The organism is Nitratireductor sp. ATLC21, assembly GCF_057196525.1.
Map to the genome: position 1 here is coordinate 1,339,194 of NZ_JBXUOU010000001.1, position 20,062 is coordinate 1,359,255.

18 protein-coding genes are annotated in these 20,062 nt (G+C 60.3%); 7 read left to right on the forward strand and 11 right to left on the reverse strand.

Annotation, left to right across the window (positions count from 1 at the left end; all coding sequences use genetic code 11):
- Positions 1-23: 23 nt before the first annotated feature.
- From AC2CHD_RS06610 to AC2CHD_RS06640, 7 genes are all read right to left on the reverse strand, one after another.
- A complete protein-coding gene (locus AC2CHD_RS06610; protein ID WP_229448443.1) occupies positions 24-1,019 on the reverse strand; it encodes a DctP family TRAP transporter solute-binding subunit in 996 nt (331 codons plus the stop codon).
- 190 nt (positions 1,020-1,209) lie between these two features.
- Complete coding sequence (locus tag AC2CHD_RS06615; protein ID WP_484553000.1) at positions 1,210-2,463, reverse strand: phenylacetate--CoA ligase family protein; 1,254 nt, start codon at positions 2,461-2,463, stop codon at positions 1,210-1,212.
- 145 nt (positions 2,464-2,608) lie between these two features.
- Entirely contained in the window at positions 2,609-2,992 is a 384-nt protein-coding gene (locus AC2CHD_RS06620) for an Omp10 family outer membrane lipoprotein (RefSeq protein WP_229448441.1), read from the reverse strand.
- Between the two features lie 142 nt (positions 2,993-3,134).
- Positions 3,135-4,580: a homospermidine synthase gene (locus AC2CHD_RS06625; RefSeq protein WP_229448440.1), complete on the reverse strand. Its 1,446-nt coding sequence runs from the start codon at positions 4,578-4,580 to the stop codon at positions 3,135-3,137.
- Between the two features lie 94 nt (positions 4,581-4,674).
- Positions 4,675-4,959 (reverse strand): YciI family protein, encoded by a 285-nt coding sequence (locus AC2CHD_RS06630; RefSeq protein WP_229448438.1) that lies wholly within the window; start codon positions 4,957-4,959, stop codon positions 4,675-4,677.
- A 14-nt stretch (positions 4,960-4,973) separates the two neighbouring features.
- On the reverse strand, positions 4,974-6,104 hold the full coding sequence (locus AC2CHD_RS06635) for an aminodeoxychorismate synthase component I (protein ID WP_484553001.1): 1,131 nt from the start codon (positions 6,102-6,104) through the stop codon (positions 4,974-4,976).
- A 19-nt stretch (positions 6,105-6,123) separates the two neighbouring features.
- Positions 6,124-7,983, reverse strand: coding sequence for a M3 family oligoendopeptidase (locus tag AC2CHD_RS06640; protein ID WP_484553002.1), 1,860 nt, complete (start codon positions 7,981-7,983; stop codon positions 6,124-6,126).
- 157 nt (positions 7,984-8,140) lie between these two features.
- On the opposite strand from AC2CHD_RS06640, the gene AC2CHD_RS06645 reads away from it, so the two are divergent.
- Both AC2CHD_RS06645 and mepK read left to right on the forward strand, forming a co-directional pair.
- A complete protein-coding gene (locus AC2CHD_RS06645; RefSeq protein ID WP_484553003.1) occupies positions 8,141-9,646 on the forward strand; it encodes a sigma-54-dependent transcriptional regulator in 1,506 nt (501 codons plus the stop codon).
- Positions 9,647-9,887: 241 nt separating this feature from the next.
- Positions 9,888-11,648: a peptidoglycan L,D-endopeptidase MepK gene (mepK, locus tag AC2CHD_RS06650; RefSeq protein WP_484553004.1), complete on the forward strand. Its 1,761-nt coding sequence runs from the start codon at positions 9,888-9,890 to the stop codon at positions 11,646-11,648.
- Positions 11,649-11,723: 75 nt separating this feature from the next.
- Here the strand turns inward: mepK and AC2CHD_RS06655 are convergent, their stop codons facing one another.
- Both AC2CHD_RS06655 and AC2CHD_RS06660 read right to left on the reverse strand, forming a co-directional pair.
- Positions 11,724-12,362, reverse strand: coding sequence for a 2-dehydro-3-deoxy-phosphogluconate aldolase (locus AC2CHD_RS06655; RefSeq protein WP_484553233.1), 639 nt, complete (start codon positions 12,360-12,362; stop codon positions 11,724-11,726).
- Positions 12,363-12,493: 131 nt separating this feature from the next.
- Positions 12,494-13,420 (reverse strand): N-acetylmuramidase domain-containing protein, encoded by a 927-nt coding sequence (locus AC2CHD_RS06660; RefSeq protein WP_484553005.1) that lies wholly within the window; start codon positions 13,418-13,420, stop codon positions 12,494-12,496.
- 114 nt (positions 13,421-13,534) lie between these two features.
- Here AC2CHD_RS06660 and trhO point away from each other — a divergent pair, with 114 nt between their 5' ends.
- Positions 13,535-14,485, forward strand: a complete 951-nt coding sequence (gene trhO / locus AC2CHD_RS06665; protein WP_484553006.1) for an oxygen-dependent tRNA uridine(34) hydroxylase TrhO — start codon at positions 13,535-13,537, stop codon at positions 14,483-14,485.
- 4 nt (positions 14,486-14,489) lie between these two features.
- Here trhO and AC2CHD_RS06670 read toward each other — a convergent pair whose 3' ends face one another.
- Positions 14,490-15,347, reverse strand: coding sequence for an alpha/beta fold hydrolase (locus AC2CHD_RS06670; RefSeq protein ID WP_484553007.1), 858 nt, complete (start codon positions 15,345-15,347; stop codon positions 14,490-14,492).
- Between the two features lie 393 nt (positions 15,348-15,740).
- Here AC2CHD_RS06670 and AC2CHD_RS06675 point away from each other — a divergent pair, with 393 nt between their 5' ends.
- The 4 genes from AC2CHD_RS06675 (at position 15,741) to modC (ending at position 19,390) form a co-directional block, all read left to right on the forward strand.
- Positions 15,741-16,436: a tellurite resistance TerB family protein gene (locus tag AC2CHD_RS06675; RefSeq protein ID WP_229448429.1), complete on the forward strand. Its 696-nt coding sequence runs from the start codon at positions 15,741-15,743 to the stop codon at positions 16,434-16,436.
- 303 nt (positions 16,437-16,739) lie between these two features.
- Complete coding sequence (gene modA / locus AC2CHD_RS06680; RefSeq protein ID WP_484553008.1) at positions 16,740-17,477, forward strand: molybdate ABC transporter substrate-binding protein; 738 nt, start codon at positions 16,740-16,742, stop codon at positions 17,475-17,477.
- Between the two features lie 9 nt (positions 17,478-17,486).
- On the forward strand, positions 17,487-18,170 hold the full coding sequence (modB, locus tag AC2CHD_RS06685; RefSeq protein WP_484553009.1) for a molybdate ABC transporter permease subunit: 684 nt from the start codon (positions 17,487-17,489) through the stop codon (positions 18,168-18,170).
- Entirely contained in the window at positions 18,167-19,390 is a 1,224-nt protein-coding gene (gene modC, locus AC2CHD_RS06690; protein WP_484553010.1) for a molybdenum ABC transporter ATP-binding protein, read from the forward strand. Before modB ends, modC begins: the two co-directional genes overlap by 4 nt.
- Here the strand turns inward: modC and AC2CHD_RS06695 are convergent.
- Positions 19,365-19,874, reverse strand: a complete 510-nt coding sequence (locus tag AC2CHD_RS06695) for an OsmC family protein (protein WP_484553011.1) — start codon at positions 19,872-19,874, stop codon at positions 19,365-19,367. The genes modC and AC2CHD_RS06695 overlap by 26 nt on opposite strands.
- Positions 19,875-20,062 lie beyond the last annotated feature (188 nt).

Sequence of the window (20,062 nt, forward strand, 5' to 3'; positions counted from 1 at the left end):
TCGCGTCGGGAAAGACTGAAACCTCAGGAGCCGCTTGCGGCAGCTGAATCAATCAGTTCTTTGCCTATATCGCCTTCGAATTTTGCCCAGACGGGCTTCATGGTTTCGACCCATGTCGCGCGCTGCTCAGGGCTCAGTTCACGGATCGTGCCCCCGGCATCCAGAATGTTCTGGCGGCAAGTTCCTTCCTGATCGGCCACATTGGCGTTGGCGGTCTCGGTCACTTCCTGAACAATGGTAACGAACTGGTCGCGCACCGCCGGATCAAGCCCGTCCAGCCACTCCGTAGACGTCACGAGAAGATAGGCGAGAAGCTGATGATTGGTCTCAGTGATGCCGTCCTGCACCTCAAAGAATTTCTGCGTATAGATGTTGCACCAGCTGTTTTCCTGGCCGTCCACGACACCGGTCTGGAGCGCGCCATACACTTCCTTGAAAGCAAGTTTCTGCGCTGACGCGCCCATTGCCTCAATCATGGCAACGGCAACGTCGGACGTCTGAACGCGGAACTTTAGCCCCGCCGCATCCTTCGGCTCCAGAAGCGGCTTGCCGGCAGAAAACTGTTTCAGACCCGAAGACCAGAAACCAAGGCCCGTATAGCCTTCGTCTTCCATCACAGTCAGCAGGCCCTGTCCGTCATCTGACGTGGTGAACTTGTTCACCGCATCCAGTGTGGGAAACAGGAAAGGAAGATCGAACAGGCGATATTTGAGAGTGTAGGCCTCAAACTTCGCAAGCGAAGGAGCAGCCAGCTGAACATCGCCAAGAAGCAGGGCCTCCATCACCTTGTCGTCATCATAAAGGGTCGAATTCGGAAACACCTCCATACAGGCAGTTCCGTTCATTTCCTCGTTCACCCGGTCTGCCAGAAGCGTTGCCGCATCTCCCTTGGGATGGCCTTTTTCGGCAACCACGTGGCTGAACTTGATAACCATTTCGCCATCGTCGCACTGGGCTTGGGCCTGCCCTGCAAACATGGTCAGGGAAAGCGCCGAGACGGCACCGATCAGAAGTCGCATGGGGTCTCCTCCACTCCGCGGTCCGCAGTATGCTGCGGCCGAAAAATCGCGGCCTGTCACCGCCTGTTTCTTCTCTGGCAAGGCATGGGCGATCCTCCGCGCCCACGCGCCATTGCAAATGTATCCTGTGATACAGGCAGAGCGAAATCAAGCGAGACGGGAACTGCCAGCCCCTTTTCTCCCTTATGCTTTAGTCTGAGTATTCCCGCTCGTCTGCGATCACCTTGCCATCGCGTGGCAGGCTACCGGGTTCAGCCAGAACCACGCGCCCACCGATCTTGGTCACATCGCGCAGCGTCGTTTCGATGGCGTCGGCGTTGGGCGTGGCGCCGGCGAGCACCTCCACATGCAAGGTCATGGCATCGCTCGCGCCATCCCGTGTCACAACGAGCCGGGCCCTCTCAATCTCAGCATGCCTGCGGGTGAGTTCGGCGATCTGCTTGGGATCGACGAACATGCCCTTGACCTTCGTGCGTTGGTCAGCGCGCCCCATCCAGCCTTTGATCCTCATATTGGTCCGACCGCACGGACTTGTGCCGGGTAAAACCGCAGAAAGATCACCAGTGCCGAGACGCACCAGCGGATAGGACGGGTTAAGTGAGGTGACAACCACCTCGCCGATCTCACCCTCCGGAACCGGATCATCGGTTCCAGGACGCACGATTTCCACGATCAGGTTTTCATTCACGACCATGCCCGGCAGCGGTGCCCCGTCAGCCCCGGAGGTTTCATAGGCGATCACCCCAAACTCAGCCGTCGCATAGCACTGCAGCACGTGAATTCCCCGCGCACGATACGCTTCGCGCATGGCAGGAAACAGTGCTCCCCCGGAAACCAGGCCAATCCGGATCGACGAAAGGTCCCTGCCGTCGCGATCCGCCCGTTCGAGCATCATTTGCAGAAAATCCGGCGTTCCGGCATAGACATCCGGACGAAAGATCTCCGCTGCCTCCACCTGCATGTCCGTATTGCCTGTCCCCGCTGGGAATACGCTGCATCCAAGCGCACGCGCGCCCGTGTCGAGCACGAACCCGCCCGGTGTCATATGATAGGCGAACGCATTGTGAACCCGCGCTCCGGGCCGCACGCCGGCGGCGAAAAAGGCACGCGCGGCCTGCCAGGGGTCAGCACCTGCCCCTTGTATCTCCCAGATCGGCCCCGGGGACATGAAAACCCGCGCGCCCTCCAGCGCGTCAGGATCGACAAACCCGCCGAAAGGCGGAGTGGTCCTTTGACGATCCAGAAGCTCCGTTTTGCGCAGGACCGGCAGGCGCGCAAGGGCTGCGCGATCTACAATGCCGGAGAGATCGTGCCCCGAAAGCCAGTTCGCAAGCCCATCGGCCTTGGCCACGGCACCGTTCAGAAAATCCGGCAACCTTGAAAACAGGTCACGTTCGCGCTCGGCTGGGTCACGGATTTCCAGCGCGTCGAAATGCGGGGACATGGCTCCTCCCGAAGGGTTTTGACCATGTTATCGCAACAATCGCCGCCCGCGGGCAAGACCGACCAAGGTCATGCAGTGCAGTCGGTCAAAAACAAAACGAGGAAGGCAAGCCGTATGTCCCGGCTTCCCTTCATTGTGTTCGCAATCAGGAAACGCCAGAAGTGCGCGTCAGGACGAAATTCGTGCCATTGGCCAGCGTGCAGTTCATGCGGTCGCTCGATGCCAGAAGACATGTTGCTGAGGTCTGCCGCTGACTCTTCAACGAATAGAAGGAAAGATCGATGGTCTGCGCCCCACGATGCGAGTAGGATCCCTCCGTCAGGACCTCGCCGGTCTCCACGGCGCGCGAGCTGAAGCGACCGCCCTGAAGGGTCGACACGGCCACACCGTCCGTGCCCATCCACTGTCCTTCGACGCCGGTCTGGCGCGCTGCGCGCTGCCCACCACCGTCTGGCATACCCGTCTGGCAGCCGGCCACCGCAAGAGCTGAAACGACCGTCGCAAGCGTCAGAATTTTGCTTGTCTTCATGGTTCTGGCCTCCTGTCGCGCTACTGGAATATGGCCGGCAGCGCCCGCCTTGAATTGGGCCCAGCCCTGTTCAGGGCCCGGCAACATCCAATCCAATTGCCCGATTTTGTCATCAATGCAAGCACAGCACGCACTTCAACGATCAACGCACGAGAATGTTGCGGAACTGCCACGGATCGGATTCGTCGATATCCTCGGGGAAAAGGCCGGGTCTGCCCTCAAGTGGAGTCCAGTCGGTATAATAGCCCTTCACTGGCCCCAGATAAGGCAATTGCACCTCAAGGCAGCGGCGGTAATCCACTTCATCGGCCTCGACGATACCCGCTTCAGGGTTTTCCAGCGCCCACACCATCCCCGCCAACACCGCTGACGTCACCTGAAGTCCTGTCGCGTTCTGATATGGCGCGAGTTCTCGAGCCTCCTCAAGCGTAAGCTGCGAACCGAACCAGTAGGCATTCTTCTTGTGGCCATAGAGCAGGACGCCGAGCTCATCCATGCCATCAACCAACTCGGTTTCGTCAAGCACATGCTGCTCCGGCTGAGCCTTCCCTTCTGCTCCGAACATTTCGTGCAGCGAAAGCACCGCATCGTTGCAGGGGTGATAGGCGTAATGGCACGTCGGCCGATAGACGACCTTGCCCTTCTTGTCACGCACCGTGAAGAAATCGGCGATCGAGATAGACTCATTGTGGGTGACAAGAAATCCGTACTGCGGACCCGGCGTCGGACACCAGCTGCGCACCCGCGTATTGGCACCCGGCTGCTCAAGAAAGATTGCAGCCTTGTTGCCCTTCTTCTGCTTGCGCGCGTTTTTCGGCTTCCATTTTTCATGCGTGCCCCAGCCCAGCTCCGCCGGCTGCAAACCCTCCGCGATAAAGCCCTCGACCGACCAGGTGTTCCAGAACACGTTCATCGGTTTGGGTTTTTTGGTGCGTTGCGTGTCGCGTTCGGCGATGTGTATGCCCTTCACGCCGCAGGCCTTCATCAATTTTGCCCAGCCTTCGCGGTCATTGACGCCAGGCTCTGCAAACTCGAGCCCGAGATCGGCAGCAAGGTTCACCAAAGCCTGTTTGACGAACCAGGAGACCATGCCCGGGTTAGCGCCACAGGTGGAAACGGCCGTGGTGCCACCGGGATTTTTCGCCTTCTCGCTGCGCACTGTCTCGCGCAAGGCATAATTGGTGCGCGAGGCATTGTCGGCCTTGTCATCGAAATAGAAGCCCAGCCAGGGCTCCACCACCGTGTCGATATAAAGCACGCCAAGTTTCCGGCACAGCTTCATCAGATCCAGCGAGGACGTGTCCACGGAAAGGTTCACGCAAAAACCCTGCCCTTCACCTTCGGTCAGCAGCGGCTTGAGCAGTTCCTTGTAATTGTCCTTCGTGACATGTGCCTGCACGAAACGGATACCACGCTCATCCAAAAGCTTGCGATCCGCGTCGTTCGGGTCCACCACGACCATGCGCGATTTGTCGAACTTGAAATGGCGCTCGATCAACGGCAGCGTACCACGCCCGATAGAGCCGAAGCCGATCATAACGATCGGACCGGTGATTTCACCATGGATGGGCCATTTCTTGTCAGCCATTGCGCGCCTCTCCTAAACAGAACAGTAGAGCTTCCAAAACACAGAAGCGTGTCACAATAAAGCGCAAATGCTGATCCGGTTCGCCAAAGCCTTGCTATTCTTTAAGCGCATCAAGGCCTTGGGTGGTGCGTGAAATGGCGCATTCAATGATCTCTGCTTCTGCCACACCGTTCGCCACGAACGGGTCCTGGGCGATACAGGCTTCAACGGCCTCGCGCTCGCCGCGCGCCAGGATGATGCCACCGGTTCTCGGCACCTTGCGTCCCGAAGCCATGAACATCCCGCTCGCGTAATGATCCTCGAGCCAGGCCATATGCCCCTCCATATGCGGCTCCACCTGCTCCACCGGCACAACGTAGCGCAACGATACGATAAACATCACCCATCCCCTTTTCAGGTCATCGCGAAGCGCGCTTTGAGCATCGCTTCTTCATATTCGCCTTCGGCAGTGGAATCGAATACCACCCCACCGCCCACATTGTAGACGGCTTCCCCCCCGGCAAAGAGCGAAACCGTGCGGATCGCCACGTTGAAACGCATAGTGCCGTCAGGTGCGGCCCAGCCGATCGCCCCGCAATAGGCCTCGCGTGGTGCTGCTTCCAACCCGTGAAGAATCTCCATGGCGCGGATTTTCGGCGCCCCTGTAATCGAACCGCAGGGAAAGAGCGCAGCAAAAATGTCACGAAAATCGACATCCGGCCGTAGTTTCGCGCGAACACGACTGACCATCTGATGAACGGTTGGATAGCTTTCCACCCGAAAGAGCTCGGGCACCTCCAGGCTTCCCACCTCGCTGATGCGGGAGATATCATTGCGCAGGAGATCGACAATCATGCGGTTTTCCGCCTGGTTTTTCGGATCATTGCGCAAGAAGGTCCGTTGCGCCGCATCCTCTTTAGGCGTTGCTCCGCGCGGCGCCGTCCCCTTCATAGGCAGGGTCTCGACCCAACCATCCCGTGAAACCTGAAAAAACAGTTCTGGCGAACGGGAGACGATTACCGGCCAGCCAAGCTCCACCAGCGCCCCGTACCGCACCGGCTGGCGTGCGCCAAGCGCATCGAAAAGCCCGGCAGGCTTTCCACTCCAGCGCGCCTTGATGGGAAAGGTCAGGTTCGCCTGATAGCAGTCACCCGCCCGCAAATGCGCGTGTAGGCGTTCAAAACGGCTCCTGTAATCCGTACTGCTCCAGCTCGGCCTGACGTCGGAAAGCGCGCCATCTCCCACGACCGGCGCGCCAATCGGCCGATCCTCGGGCGGATCGAAAACGCCAAAGCACAGAAGCGGCCCACGCCGCCCTTCTGGCAGGAGTGGTCTCAATTTCGGCTCCAGCAGGTATCCGGCCTCATAGGCCATGTATCCTGCCAGCCAGAACCCCTCACGCCGCGCCAACTCAGCCCGTTCGAGCATGATGTCGAATGTCTCGGCATCCAATGCGGATAGAACAGCGCGGGGCCGGGAGAAATGCAGCTCCCGGCCAGCCGCGTCATCGCGAATAAGAACCTGCCCCCGAAATTGCCCGGGCATTGCGTCTGAGAAACCTGTCTTAGCCGTCGAGCGATTCAAGCTCGTCGATGAGACCCTCGATCACCGAAAGACCCTTGCTCCAGAAATCCGGATCGCTGGCATCAAGCCCGAATGGCTTCAGGAGCTCGGAATGGTGTTTCGTACCGCCAGCTTCAAGCATGGCGAAATACTTATCCTGAAACCCTTCCGGGGCCTGCTGATAGACCGCAAAGAGGGAGTTCACCAAACAATCGCCAAAGGCATAGGCGTAGACATAGAAAGGTGAATGGATGAAGTGGGGGATATAGGTCCAGAAAGTCTCATACCCTTCGCGCAGCTTCACCGAAGGCCCGAGGCACTCTTTCTGGACATCGAGCCACAATTCACCGATCTGGTCAGAGGTCAGCTCCCCGTCGCTGCGGCGCTTTGCATGCACCTTCCGCTCAAACTCGTAGAAAGCGATCTGGCGGACAACCGTGTTCAGCATGTCCTCCACCTTCTGCGCCAGCATGGCTTTGCGCTCTCGCTTCTGGGTCGTCCGATCGAGCAGGGAACGGAATGTCAGCATTTCGCCAAACACCGACGCCGTCTCGGCCAGTGTCAGTGGCGTCGGCGCCATCAAGGCACCCTGTTTGCCGGCCAGCACCTGATGGATGCCGTGCCCCATTTCATGGGCAAGCGTCATGACATCCCGCGGTTTTCCGAGATAGTTTAGCAGCAGATACGGATGCACAGACGGAACCGTGGGATGTGCAAAAGCGCCCGGTGACTTGCCCGGACGCACAGGCGCATCGATCCAGTTGCGATCGAAAAACCGGCTCGCAATCTCCGCCATGCGCGGATCGAAGGCCTGATAGGCATCGAGCACCGTTTTCCTCGCCTCGTCCCAGCCGATCACTGCCTGCGGCGTCTCCGGCAAGGGGGCGTTGCGATCCCAATGGTTCAAAACCTCCATTCCAAGCCATTTGGCTTTCAGGGCGTAATATCGATGCGAAAGCTTCGGATAGGCGTTTCGGACCGCTTCGGCCAAAGCATCCACCACTGGTCGCTCGACCCGGTTCGCTAGATGGCGGGAATCAGCGATGTCCTCAAAACCACGCCACCGGTCGGAAATCTCCTTGTCCTTTGCCAGGGTGTTGGTGATCAGCGTGAACGTGCGCAAATTCCTGGAAAACGTGTCAGCCAGAGCCTCGGCAGCGCTACGACGCTTCTCCCCATTCGCGTCCTGCAACAGGTTGAGCGTCTGCTCCAGCGCCAGCTCTTCCCCGTCCACGGTAAACCGAAGGCTGGTCATGGTCTCGTCGAACAGCCTGTTCCAGGCTCCTCGCCCGGTTACCGACTTCTCGTGGAAAAGTTGTTCGACCCTGTCTTCCAGCTCATAGGGCTTGTCACGGCGGATATCGAGCACCCAGGGCCTGTAGCGCGCAAGCTTCGCATCCGCTTCCAGCGCTGCATCGATAACGGCATCGTCGATCTTGTTGAGCTCCAGCGTGAAGAAGATGAGATGCGCGCTCGCATCCGTCAGTTTCTCCTGCACATCTCCGTAGAGCTTTGCACGTTTTGGATCAGAGGTGTCGCCAGCGTAGAGAAGGCCCGCATAGGACACGATTCGGCCCATCAGTTCTTCGATGGACTCATAGGCTTCAACGGCTTCGCCAAGCCTGCCTTTATTCCCTCTCGCGGCCTCGTCCGCCAGCTTGCCCTTCCAGGCCGTCTCAAAACCGGCAGCTTCCGCCGCCGCGCGATCAAGATCGCGCTTCAATTCAGGCGACTCGATCGCCGGATACAGATCAGCCAGATTCCACTCTGGCAGGTTGCCGAGTTCAGAAACTGCGTTTTCAGCCGCTAGCGCCGCATCCGTTGCCGCAGGGTGTGAGGCCCTGTCAGTGTTCTTGGCCATATAAACCTCGTTGAGCAGAAATCGCTGTCTCCCCGCGGTGCCGAAAGGTTTCGTTCACCGGGATTCTTGAGCCCTTGTTTAGAAGCCTATGCCATTTTGATCCAGCCCGCGCCGAAAAACTGAGCGCGATATCGTAAAGCCATTGCATAATTGCGACATGTCCGAAGCCGTTCTCATAGTGGATGATGACCCAGTTCAGCGGCGCCTTCTTCAGGCGGCGGTCGAGAAATTGGGGCATACGCCGCTCTTTGCAGAAAACGGTTTGGAAGCACTGGAGGTTCTGGAACGGGCCGAAAAGCCACCGTCTACGATCGTGCTTGACCTGGTGATGCCGCAGATGGGTGGGCTGGAAATGCTTGACCGTCTTCGCGGGGAAGAGACCGATATCCCGGTCATTGTTCAGACCTCCCGCGGCAGCATAGACACCGCCGTCGAAGCCATGCGCGCTGGTGCTTTCGATTTCATTGTAAAGCCTGTGGCTCCCGCTCGGCTGGGTACTGCCATCAGCAATGCCCTCAAAGTCAGTGCCATGGAAATTCGCAAGCGACGGGGCGAAAAACCGGCGGAGGCATCGTCTTTCAACCAACTGATCACCAACAGCCGATCCATGGCGCGGGTTATTATGCTGGGCCGGAAGGCAGCTGCCAGCGACATTCCCATCCTGCTCGAAGGTGAATCGGGCGTCGGCAAGGAGGTGATCGCCCGGGCAATTCAGAGCGAAAGCCGGCGGCGGCGAAAACCCTTCGTCACGGTCAATTGCGGAGCGATCCCCGATACGTTGGTGGAGAGCATCCTCTTCGGTCATGAAAAGGGAGCCTTCACGGGAGCCACGGAAAAGCGTGCCGGAAAGTTTACCGAGGCTGACACGGGTACACTCTTTCTGGACGAGATCGGCGACCTCCCTCTCGACGTCCAGGTAAAGCTCTTGCGGGCAGTCCAGCAGGGGGAGGTGGACACCGTCGGCGGACGCGGCACGCAAAAAGTAGACATTCGCCTGATCTCGGCCACCAATCAGAATCTGATCGAGCGCGTGAAGGAAGGACGGTTTCGTGAGGACCTTTACTATCGCCTCAATGTCTTTCCGATCATGGTGCCCCCCCTGCGCGACAGAAAGGATGACATCCCCCTTCTGGTGCAAACCTTCATCGCCCGCTTCGGCGACAATGCAACAAGTCGCGTTACCGGGATTTCGCGCAGCGCGCTTGAACTCCTTGAGCGTTACGACTGGCCTGGCAACATCCGGCAGTTGGAAAATGCGGTATTCCGGGCGGTGGTACTGTGTGAAACCGGCGTCCTTGATGTCGCTGACTTTCCGCAGATCTTCGCCCAGGTTGAAGGACTTGATCCTTACGAATTGCTGAATGTCGGAATGGAAGCTGCGGGCCGCGCCCGCCCTGCAGATCCGGCGGTGCAGGAGGTCTCGCAACTCTCGTCGGCTGTCCCCCGCGATCTGCCCGGGCAGGTCGCCGTTCTGGACGAAAACGACAACGTACGCCCGCTAGAGGAGATTGAAGGCGAGATCATCAGATTTGCTCTGGATCACTATGGTGGTCAGATGAGCGAGATCGCCCGACGGCTGGGAATCGGCCGTTCAACCCTATACCGGAAACTGAAAGACATGGGCATCGATCCGACCGAGCGCCCACGCGCAAAAGACGATTGAGGCCCCAAAGCCACAGTCCAGAGTTTAACGTCCTGTTTACCCTGCGACGGCTTGTCTCATTTTGCCACGATATCGCCATCCTCTTCGCGCATTCCTCCTTTAATAAGATCGAATTAACCATTAAACAGAATAATCGGAAGGTGGGAACCACACAGTCCGGGCCTCAGGCTCGGGGGACAAACACCAGCCTGTAAGGCCACGGATCTTGAAACAAAACGACGTTCACGTTCTTGGGTGGCGCTTGCCTGCGCTCATACGCGTGAGGCTTATCGCCGGTTTGATGCTAGCAGTTGGCGCGCTTGTCGCAGCAGCGCCCGCCGCTCACGCGGAAACACGCACTCTAAAGCTCTATTTCATCCACACGAAAGAGCGAGCGGAGATCACGTTCAAAAAGAACGGTCGCTACATTCAGAGCGGCCTGAAGCAGGTGAACCGCTTCCTGCGCGACTGGCGCCAGAACGAACCCACCAACATGGATCCGCAGGTCCTCGACCTGTTGTGGGAAGTTTATCGCGCCGCCGGCGGGCGCGATTACATACACGTCGTCTCGGCCTACCGTTCGCCCAAAACGAATGCGATGCTGCGTAGCCGCTCGAGCGGAGTTGCCAAAAAAAGCCAACACATGCTCGGCAAGGCAATCGATTTCTACATTCCAGGCGTAAAGCTCTCCAATTTGCGGAACGCCGCCCTCAAATTCCAAGCTGGTGGTGTTGGGTATTACCCCCGTTCAGGATCTCCCTTCATTCACATCGATGTGGGGGGTGTGCGCCATTGGCCCCGCATGAGCCGCAAACAGCTTCTTGCGGTCTTCCCCGATGGAAAGACCATGCATGTTCCTACGGATGGCAAACCGCTGCCCGGATACAAGCAGGCACTCGCTGCTTATGAATCGCGCAAGCGGAACGGCAGCCCGATCCAGGTCGCACGTGACAATGGCGGCGGCAATGGCCGAGGCCTCTTGGCAGCACTCTTTGGTGGTGGAGCCGACGAGGAAGAGGATACCGCAGAGACCACAACGGTCGTTGCGCGGCAGCAACCCGCAGCGCGCCAGCCTGAGGCGCCGGCGGCAGCACGTGCACCGCAACCCGAACCCGAACCCGAACCCGAACCCGAGACGCCGAGCACGATCTTGGCCGCCCTTCCACAACGCAGTCTTCCCACGCCGCGCGCTGCACCGAGGCCGGATGTTGCCGTCGGCCAACCGCTGCCCTTCGAAGTCAAGCCGGTGGAGGAAGCTCCTGCTATTGAGCAGGCAACACCTGAAAACGCCGGAACCGCGATGCTGGTTGCCACCAACATCCCGATCCCGACACGTCGTCCGGAATATGTGCCGGATACCGCTACCCAGGAAGCGCTCGTGCAGATGGCTTCCGCCCAGACGGATGCACCGGAAGCGATTGCAGGCGTTTTGGCCGAAGCCAAAGAAGCCGAGCAGCCGATCACCACGGCCGCCTATCTGCCAATGCCTTCAAGCCGTCCCGAGCGCGCCGTAGCTGACGAGTTCACCCTCGCCGCGCTTCCCGAGCCGCGACCAGAGGCAGATGCGGAACCCGTGAAGAGCGATTTCGCGCTTGCTGGCGACGTGGATGCGAAAGCTCCTGACGCTTCTTCACTCCAGGAGGAGCTAGGCCAGCCCGTTTCCGCCTCCCCCCGCAAGGCGCTTCTCGCGCGTGCGGAACAACTCCCCCAAAGCCGCCAGGAGAGCCGGGCGCGCAGCACACGTAAATCGGCAAAGCCCGGGCCAAATGATGTCGCCCGCGGCGCTCAGCCCGTGGTCGTCGCCACCTTGTCTGAGGCACCGTCCCGCGCGCTCAGCCAGAATTCGATGCTGACAGAAGCCACGCCCCCAGCCCGCCCACCGGCGTTCGACAGCGAGTTCGTCCGTTCGCCCGAAACCGTCTACACGACTGGGTTCCAGCAGGACATTACCGTGGCGGACGCCACGCGCTTCTCCGGAAAAGCGGTCAACTTTATCTCCATGGCCCGTTTCCGCACCAATTAAGAGACGGCAAAAGTTCAACAAAAAAGCGGGGCCTAACCGGCCCCGCTTTTTTTGGGCGCCTTGCTCAGGAGACCATCAGCCCCTGAGCTGGCTCGCTGCCTGCGCCAGAGCTTCAATGGTCGTCCAGTCCCCGGCTTCGATCGCTGCGTCAGGCGCCACCCAGGACCCGCCCACGCAAATCACATTCGGCAGGGAGAGGTAATCTCCCACATTCTTTGGCGATATGCCGCCTGTCGGGCAAAAACGGATAGAGGCGAGCGGCGAAGAAAGAGCCTTGAGGAAGGGGGCGCCACCCGACTGCTCGGCAGGGAAGAATTTGAGCAGGCTGTACCCTTCTTCCCGCGCCGCCATCACCTCGCTTGGCGTCGCCGCACCGGGCAGAAACGGCACCTCCGACATCGAAGCCGCATCGAGCAGCTCCTGCGTGATGCCGGGGCTGACGATGAAACGCGCGCCGGCCGCCACCGCATAGGAAAAATCCTTCGCGGTCAGGATCGTGCCCGCACCAACAATCGCTTCCGGCACTTCCTCGCTGACGAGACGGATGGCGTCGATTGCATCGGGTGTGCGCAGCGTGATCTCGATCGCCGGCAATCCACCCTTCACCAACGCTTGCGCCAGCGGGACGGCATCTGCCAACCGCTCGATCTTGAGAACCGGTATCACCGGCTGACCTTGCAGGATAGCCAGCAGCACCTCGTTCTTCTTTTGCATCGCAGCGTTCATATGCAAACGTCTCCTCAAAATTTTCCATCTCCGAGCGAAATCGCAGCGTTAAAACGGTTCAAGACACGGATTTCGCAGTCCATGAACACTTTTCTCCAGAATCTGGCAAGTTGCAAAACTCAAAACATTGCTCCCAAAAATCGCCCGAGCCGAAGGAAATACGCCCACAAACGCAAACCTAAGGCGCGATACGGCAAGCGGCGTGTCATCGCGTCAACGGTCACGGGGCCCACGACGCCATCCGAATCCAGGCCGGCTTCTGTCTGAAAGCGCTGCACGGCAAGCTCGGTCTGCGGACCGAAAACGCCATCCACCGCAACCCTTCGACCAAGGGCACACAGCATCAACTGCAGGCTCTCGACTGCAGCGCCCCGCATGCCGGTCCGCAACACCGCTTCCGAAAGAGGCGGGTCATCTGCCGAATAAGCTCGGTAAGCCCGGGCGAGTTTCCGGTCATAGTGGTTGCGCCTGTAGCCCGGGCCATTATAACCGCGCGCAAAGCGCGCCCAGTCCCGCGCTATCAGCGCATCCTTCAGGCCCGCTTTCTCGATAAATCGCAGCATCAGCGCAACCTGTCCGGCGAGGCCGCGTCGGGACTCTGCGACCAGCGCCTCCACATCGGCAAAGCCAAGCCAGCTCCAGTGCGCCCCCATCACCTGCCCAATCCCCCAGGAGACGGATTCGCAGGCTGCCTTCCGGTCGATGCGCGCGGCCTTTTCAAACATCAGCCAGCGCTCCACCTGCCCCCGTGGATTCGCGACTTTCCCAGCCTCCGGCGCAGAGAGCCCTGCCGCGCGCGCCTCCGCACGTTTGGCACCAGTGAGCCGTCGATCGAAATAGTGCCCTTCAAACCGGATAATTGGCTCCGGTCGGCCGCGCAGTACCACATGAGATCTCCCACCGCTTTCCACCTGCGCCACCGCCAATAAAAGGGATGGCTCGATTCCCGCCTTCGAGGCCGCTTCGCTGATTTCCCTGATTGCTGTGTTTGAAAACATCGCTCTCGCCCATGGTTGCATTGGACAATTATCCGTCAGAACAACCATGAGGGGATAAATCGCGGCACATACAATTTCGAAGAGGGCTGCCACATCCCGTTCAAACCTTTAAAACGCTGCTTTTTCTTGCATGCGGTTCAGGAGAGGCGTAGGAGACCGCGCATGATTTCTTCCTCACCCGAACAAGCGTTTCGCGTTGCCGCGCTCTATCGCTTTGCCTCTCTCCCCGACCACAAGGCATTGCGTTCCGAGCTTGCCGCTTTCTGCTGCGAGCGAGGCATTCGCGGCACGCTCCTTCTTGCTGCCGAAGGCATCAATGGCACGGTGGCCGGAACACCCGAAGCCATCGAAGCGCTCATCGAACATCTTGGAGAAAAGCCGGCGCTTAAAGGCTTGGAGGTCAAGTACAGCACGGCCTCCGAAATGCCCTTTCACCGCATGAAAGTCCGGTTGAAAAAAGAGATTGTCACCATGGGTGTGCCCGAGGTCGATCCTGTTAATCAGGCAGGGACCTATGTGGAGCCGGCCGAGTGGAACTCCTTGATCTCCGATCCCGAGACGGTGGTCGTCGACACTCGCAACGCCTATGAGACTGCCATCGGCACTTTTTCCCGCGCCGTGGATCCGGAGACTGAAACCTTCCGCGATTTCCCGGCCTGGGCCGAGCGAAATCTCAACCGCCTCAAAGGCCGCAAGGTCGCCATGTTCTGCACCGGCGGCATCCGTTGCGAAAAGGCCACCGCATACATGAAGCTGATTGGCGTCGATGACGTCTATCACCTCAAAGGCGGCATCCTGAAATACCTCGAAGAAGTGCCGGCAGAAGAGAGCCTTTGGGAAGGGGAGTGCTTCGTTTTCGACGAACGCGTCTCTGTTCGCCATGGGCTCGAAGAGGGTGAAGCGACGCTTTGCCGGGCCTGCCGGCATCCGCTGACAACGCAGGATCGCGCGTCACCTCTGTTCCAGGAAGGTATTGCCTGCCCCCACTGCGCCGAAAGTCGCAGCGAAGCGGACCGCGCCCGCTATGCGGAGCGCCAGCGTCAGATCGAGCTGGCAGAAAAACGCGGCGACCGCTTCCCCATCGGAACGCCGGCAGGGAAGCAAGAGGCCTGAGCTTTCATCCCATACCGGCAAGATCCTCAAGGATCGCCTCGGCATGGCTCCACAAAATCGCGCTTCCCTCATTTTCGAGCCGCATAAGCTTGCTGTTCGGCAAACGCTTGTTGAGAGTCTCTCCGAAATCCGGCGCATGCACCGGGCTAGTATCAGCCAGGCCATACCACAGCCGCACCGGGCAAACGATGTCCTCGAGCCGGAAGGGCCATGGTGCCATGGCAAGACGCGTGTCGCGAGCGTATCCTGCAGCTCCTTGGCGAAAACCTTCCTCAAGCGCCCTGCGATAAAGGGGCGCGAAGGTTTCGGATGCATAAAATGCCCGATCCTGCGGCCCGCTCATTGTCTCGATCATCTGCCAAAGCCACTCAGCGGTCGCAATGGCAGCGACGTCAGCCTCCAGTCGTTCAGGATCATCCTTTGCAAGCTGCACCATGTTTGCCACCGGCTCAGGCAGTTGCGAGAACATCTCGGGCGATGCAAGTTCATCCTGCCCCGACACCACCGACACCGCGTTGACCAAACCGGTATCTGCCAAGGCCAAGGCAAAGGGCGCACCTTGCGAAAATCCGATGGCCAAAGCCTCATTGCCTCCACGATGCTGAAGCAAGGAAGCAACGTCGCCGCTCCAGCTCGCAAAGCTCTTCTCCGAATTGGCATCTGACGCTCCAAGACCAGCCCGGTCTACGGAGAGAATGCGCAAGCCCATTCGCCGGGCCGCCGCCTCGCCGAACGGGATCGCCCCGGCCATGCCGGCCCCGGGACAAAAAATCACCGTCTTGCCATTTTCTGCACCCCATTCGTGCCAGCCGAGACGCCGGCCATCGGGGAGATTCAGTCGATGGGAAACAACATCGTTCACGGTCGATACCTGTAAAAATAAGGGGGCGGGAGCCATTGCCACCGGACGTGCGAAATGTCAAAGCCAAATCAGCCGGTGCCCAGCATCTTGGCACCGGTCGGCACCGTATCGCGCCTGCAACACTCTCTGCTGTTCTTGAGCGGTTTCCGCGCGATGGAGTGATCGAGGCGCTCCAATTCGAAATCGCCAGGCATAGAAAAGACACACGGCCCGCTATTATGACCCGCCTTTCAGGAGGCACGGCACCCAACGAGCCGTTCGGATGATCTTCGCTCGCCCGTGATGACCCGCGCCATCACGGTAACGCCAGGCGTTGTCATTGCAATGCAATGAATGCATCCCTACTTTCCTGCCAACCCTAGGGTGTATACTGCGCGAAACGAGGAGATGCGGATGTTCGACCCCAAGAAACTGCTGAACGACCTTTTGGGCTCGCAGGTGCCCGGAACCGAAGGCACAGTGCGGGACAAGGCAGGCCAGGCGGTACAGCTTGCCAAGGACAATCCGCTCGCGACGGGCGCAATCGCTGCAGTTCTTTTGGGCACCAGCGCAGGACGCTCGGTCACCGGCAGTGCACTGAAGCTTGGCGGCATCGCCGCCGTGGCCGGTTTAGCCTACAAGGCCTATCAGAATTATCAGGCAGGCAAGGAACCAACCGAAGCCGCGCAGGAAGGTGACCTTCTTCCACCGCCGGAAGACACGAGTTTCAACCCGGCTCAAGCGCCACAGGGTGAAAGCGAATTCGCCCTCGCACTGGTGCGTGCTATGATCGCCGCTGCCCGTGCCGACGGGCACATTGACGAGGCCGAGCGCGGAAAGATCGCCGACAAGCTCAGGCTCTCCGGCATCGACGGCGAGGCGGAAGCCTTCCTCATCCAGGAGCTCGAACGTCCGGTCGATCTCGATGCTTTGGTCGAAGCAGCCCAGACCGACGCTCAGAAAATCGAGCTCTACACAGCTTCACGGCTTACCATAGAACCGAAGACGCGCGCCGAGCGCGGCTATCTCGACATGCTCGCCGGCCGCCTGCGCCTGCCCGATGCACTTGTCGACCATATCGAGGCTACCGTCTCCGGAGCAACCGCCTGACCGTTTCTCAACGTCGAGGCCCCCTTCTCCCCGCACGCGGGGAGAAGGTGAGGATGAGGGGCGAGCACCGGCACTTCCAAGATACCATCACGCCCCACACACCCCCGTCCCCAAGACCTTTGCCCCATCCTCCCTTGACCCCACCGTCGCGCCCCTCCTAATATCCGGTCCGGGCAGCGCGTGATGGCTGCCTCTGTCCCAAGGTTCGGGCGGCATTCGGGGCGCGAATGTCCAGACCTGACCACCATGCATTCTCGCTGACTGGCGCGGCATTCGCCCGCATCAATGATCTATGGTGGTTTCATGTTCAAACGCACTTTTGTGAGCCTCGCCCTACTCGCTTCTCTCTCCACCGCGGCTCTCGCTGAAAAGCTCACCGTCTTCGCTGCCGCCAGCATGAAGGACGCCATCGAGCGCGCCGCCAGCGAATATCAGGCAGCTGGTGGCGAGGAAGTGGTCATCTCGTTTGCCTCCAGTTCCGTTCTTGCCCGTCAGATCGAGGCTGGTGCACCGGCGGATGTGTTCATCTCCGCAAACATCGACTGGATGGCGTATCTGATCGAACGCGATCTGGTCCGCTCCGACAGCGAGACCATCATCGCCGGCAACAATCTCGTCATCGCAGCCGCAGAGGGCACAGACCCGGTCGACAGCCCCGACGCCCTGCTCGACCAGCGTTTCGCCATGGGCGACCCGAGCCATGTGCCCGCCGGCAAATATGCCCGCACGGCGCTCGAAAACCTCGGTCTCTGGAAGGACGTCGAAAAGAACGCCGTGTTCGGTGAAAACGTCCGTGTGGCTCTGGAGCTCGCCAGCCGTGGCGAGGTGAAAGCGGCAATCGTCTACGGATCGGACCAGAAAGCCGCCGGCGATCTGGTGCGCGCCTATGTTTTCCCGGCAGACAGCCACGCGCCGATCCTCTACCCTGCCGCCGCCACGAAGAATGGAGCCGAAAGCGCAGAAGCCTTCCTCACTTTCCTGAAAAGCGAGGCCGGTCGTGCAATCTTCACCGATCTCGGTTTTTCCGAAGCTACAGAATAGACTGCCGACATGGGCGAGACCGAACTTTCGATCATACTCCTGTCCGCGAGGGTGGCGTTTACCGCCATCCTTTGCGCGCTCGTCCCGGCCTTTGCGGTGGCCTGGCTTCTGGCCCGCAGGGAGTTCCCCGGAAAGGGCGTCGTTCAGGCGCTGGTCACCCTGCCGCTCGTGCTTCCGCCCGTCGTCACCGGCTATGGCCTGTTGCTCCTGTTCGGCTCCAAAGGTCCGCTTGGCCAGCTCTTCGAAAACCTGTTCGGCATCAGCTTCGCCTTCCGCTGGACAGGTGCGGCGCTTGCCGCCGGCGTCATGGCGTTTCCGCTTCTCGTGCGGCCCATCCGCCTGTCGCTGGAAGCCATGGATCAGGGCTTTGGCGAAGCCGCGCGCACGCTCGGCGCATCGCGTCTCACCGTGTTCTTCACCGTCACCCTGCCGCTCGCCCTTCCGGGCGTCATTGCCGGCGCAGTGCTTGGCTTTGCGAAGGCGCTTGGCGAGTTCGGGGCGACGATCACCTTCGTCTCAAACATTCCCGGCGAAACGCAGACCCTGTCGCTTGCCATCTATGCGCTGCTGCAATCGCCGTCCGGCGACGCTGCCGCCCTTCGCCTGATCGCAATCGCCATAGCCCTGGCGCTCGCCGCCATCCTCGCGTCCGAATATCTGGCCCGCAGGCTCACCGCCGGAGGACGCGTATGAGCGTGCTGAAGAAATTCCGGGAAAAGTGGAAACCGGTTTTCCGTCCGGAATTTCGGAAAAACAATGAGTTAGAGCATTTTCGCGATTCAGCGAGGAGCGGAAGTGCTCTATATGTCGACATCAGGGGCCGCGCCGGCAGTTTCGAGATCGAAACCGCCTTTCAGGCCGGCGCAGGCGTCACCGCGCTGTTCGGGCCATCAGGTGCCGGCAAATCAACCCTGCTCAAGATGATCGCCGGCACGGCCCGTCCACAGTCGGGGCGCATCGTGGCGGGCGGACGCACGCTGTTCGATTCAGCCACGGGCACGAACCTCCCACCGGAAAAACGCGGCATAGGCTTCGTCTTTCAGGACGCGCGCCTCTTCCCGCATCTTTCGGTGCGCAGAAACCTCACCTATGCCCGCTGGGCCGGTCGCCGTCCGGCATCCCGCGCCTTCGATGAAGTGGTGGCCCTGCTTGGCCTTGAGGCGCGCCTCGACGCCGCACCCGCCACGCTATCAGGCGGCGAGCGCCAGCGCGTCGCCATCGGCCGGGCGCTGCTTGCCGATCCTGCTCTGCTTCTCATGGATGAGCCGCTCTCCTCGCTCGACAAAGTGCGGCGCAACGAGATCCTTCCCTATCTGGAGAGACTCCGCACCGAGGCCGGCATTCCCATCCATTATGTGAGCCACGAAACCTCGGAGGTCGCACGTCTGGCCGACACGGTCGTTCTCATTGAAAACGGACGTGTCACGGACAGCGGCCCCGCCGCAGCCATCCTCGCACGCCTCGGCCTTGCCGCCGGCGGCGATCCCGAAGAGGCCGGCGTCATCCTTGAGGGCCGCGTGGTAGATACAGACCCCTCCTACCACACCGCCACCATCGCGCTTGGCAACGACCGCATCGAACTTACCGGAAACGGTTTCGCACCCGGCATGATGGTGCGGCTGCGCGTGCGGGCGGGCGATGTCGCCATTGCCATTGCGCCCCATGACGGGCTGTCGATCCGCAACCAATTGCCTGCAACGGTCGCGGAAATTCGCCGCGACGGCGCGTTCGCCACGGTCGCGCTTGGCTTTGGCGGGCAGCAGCTTCTGGCCCGCATCACGGCAAAATCGGCAGACGCGCTCGACCTTCAGCCGGGCAGCCGGGTCCACGCCCTGCTCAAGGCGGTTTCCGTAGAGATGGCCCGTGTCGAAAAGCCTCGCCCCGCGCTCACATCCGCGTCATCGCCACGTTGAGCGAAGGGCCGTTCGCGATCGTCTGGTAGACCACGCAGTAGCGCTCGGTCAGCTTCAGAAGCTGATCGAGCTGCTCCTGCGATGCATCCGTGTCGAGATCGAAGGACAGCCGTATTTCCGCAAAACCCACCGGCGCATCCCTCACCACGCCCAGCGTGCCGCGAAAGTCGAGATCGCCCTCCGCCGAGACGGTGCCGGCCCGGAGCGGTATCTCCAGCGCCGTGGCCACTGCCTTCAGCGTCACGCCCGCGCAGGCGACCAGCGCCTCCAGAAGCATATCGCCGGAGCACAGCTCCAGCCCCGTTCCCCCCGTCGCCGGATGCAGCCCGGCAACGGCGATCGCACGACCGGTCTCCACCTTGCAGGCAATGTTTTGATCGTCGAGCGCGCCCCTGGCGCGAAGTGTGATGAGAGCAGCACCCGGTTCTCCGCGATAGCGGTCCTTAATCGGCGCCTGAATGGCGCGCAGTTCTGCAGCGTCCATGGCATTCACCTCCCTGGAGCCCATTGGGCTCGTCAGCATCACCCAGAATAGCACTTTGAGCGACCTTCAGCGAACTTTCGGTTCGCGACCCAACTTTCTCTTGCATCGCCATCTGCCCGGTGAAAACATGCTGGTCGAAGCCTTTAACAGGGCGTCACAATGCGGCGGTAGAGACCGCAAAGAGCCAT

What these genes read in the sequence shown, in the direction of transcription:
- AC2CHD_RS06610 (WP_229448443.1), bottom strand. Translation starts at nt 1,019, where the DNA reads ATGCGACTTCTGATCGGTGCCGTCTCGGCGCTTTCCCTGACCATGTTT.
- AC2CHD_RS06615 (WP_484553000.1), bottom strand. Translation starts at nt 2,463, where the DNA reads ATGTCCCCGCATTTCGACGCGCTGGAAATCCGTGACCCAGCCGAGCGC.
- AC2CHD_RS06620 (WP_229448441.1), bottom strand. Translation starts at nt 2,992, where the DNA reads ATGAAGACAAGCAAAATTCTGACGCTTGCGACGGTCGTTTCAGCTCTT.
- AC2CHD_RS06625 (WP_229448440.1), bottom strand. Translation starts at nt 4,580, where the DNA reads ATGGCTGACAAGAAATGGCCCATCCATGGTGAAATCACCGGTCCGATC.
- AC2CHD_RS06630 (WP_229448438.1), bottom strand. Translation starts at nt 4,959, where the DNA reads ATGTTTATCGTATCGTTGCGCTACGTTGTGCCGGTGGAGCAGGTGGAG.
- AC2CHD_RS06635 (WP_484553001.1), bottom strand. Translation starts at nt 6,104, where the DNA reads ATGCCCGGGCAATTTCGGGGGCAGGTTCTTATTCGCGATGACGCGGCT.
- AC2CHD_RS06640 (WP_484553002.1), bottom strand. Translation starts at nt 7,983, where the DNA reads ATGGCCAAGAACACTGACAGGGCCTCACACCCTGCGGCAACGGATGCG.
- AC2CHD_RS06645 (WP_484553003.1), top strand. Translation starts at nt 8,141, where the DNA reads ATGTCCGAAGCCGTTCTCATAGTGGATGATGACCCAGTTCAGCGGCGC.
- AC2CHD_RS06655 (WP_484553233.1), bottom strand. Translation starts at nt 12,362, where the DNA reads ATGCAAAAGAAGAACGAGGTGCTGCTGGCTATCCTGCAAGGTCAGCCG.
- AC2CHD_RS06660 (WP_484553005.1), bottom strand. Translation starts at nt 13,420, where the DNA reads ATGGTTGTTCTGACGGATAATTGTCCAATGCAACCATGGGCGAGAGCG.
- trhO (WP_484553006.1), top strand. Translation starts at nt 13,535, where the DNA reads ATGATTTCTTCCTCACCCGAACAAGCGTTTCGCGTTGCCGCGCTCTAT.
- AC2CHD_RS06675 (WP_229448429.1), top strand. Translation starts at nt 15,741, where the DNA reads ATGTTCGACCCCAAGAAACTGCTGAACGACCTTTTGGGCTCGCAGGTG.
- modA (WP_484553008.1), top strand. Translation starts at nt 16,740, where the DNA reads ATGTTCAAACGCACTTTTGTGAGCCTCGCCCTACTCGCTTCTCTCTCC.
- modB (WP_484553009.1), top strand. Translation starts at nt 17,487, where the DNA reads ATGGGCGAGACCGAACTTTCGATCATACTCCTGTCCGCGAGGGTGGCG.
- modC (WP_484553010.1), top strand. Translation starts at nt 18,167, where the DNA reads ATGAGCGTGCTGAAGAAATTCCGGGAAAAGTGGAAACCGGTTTTCCGT.
- AC2CHD_RS06695 (WP_484553011.1), bottom strand. Translation starts at nt 19,874, where the DNA reads ATGGACGCTGCAGAACTGCGCGCCATTCAGGCGCCGATTAAGGACCGC.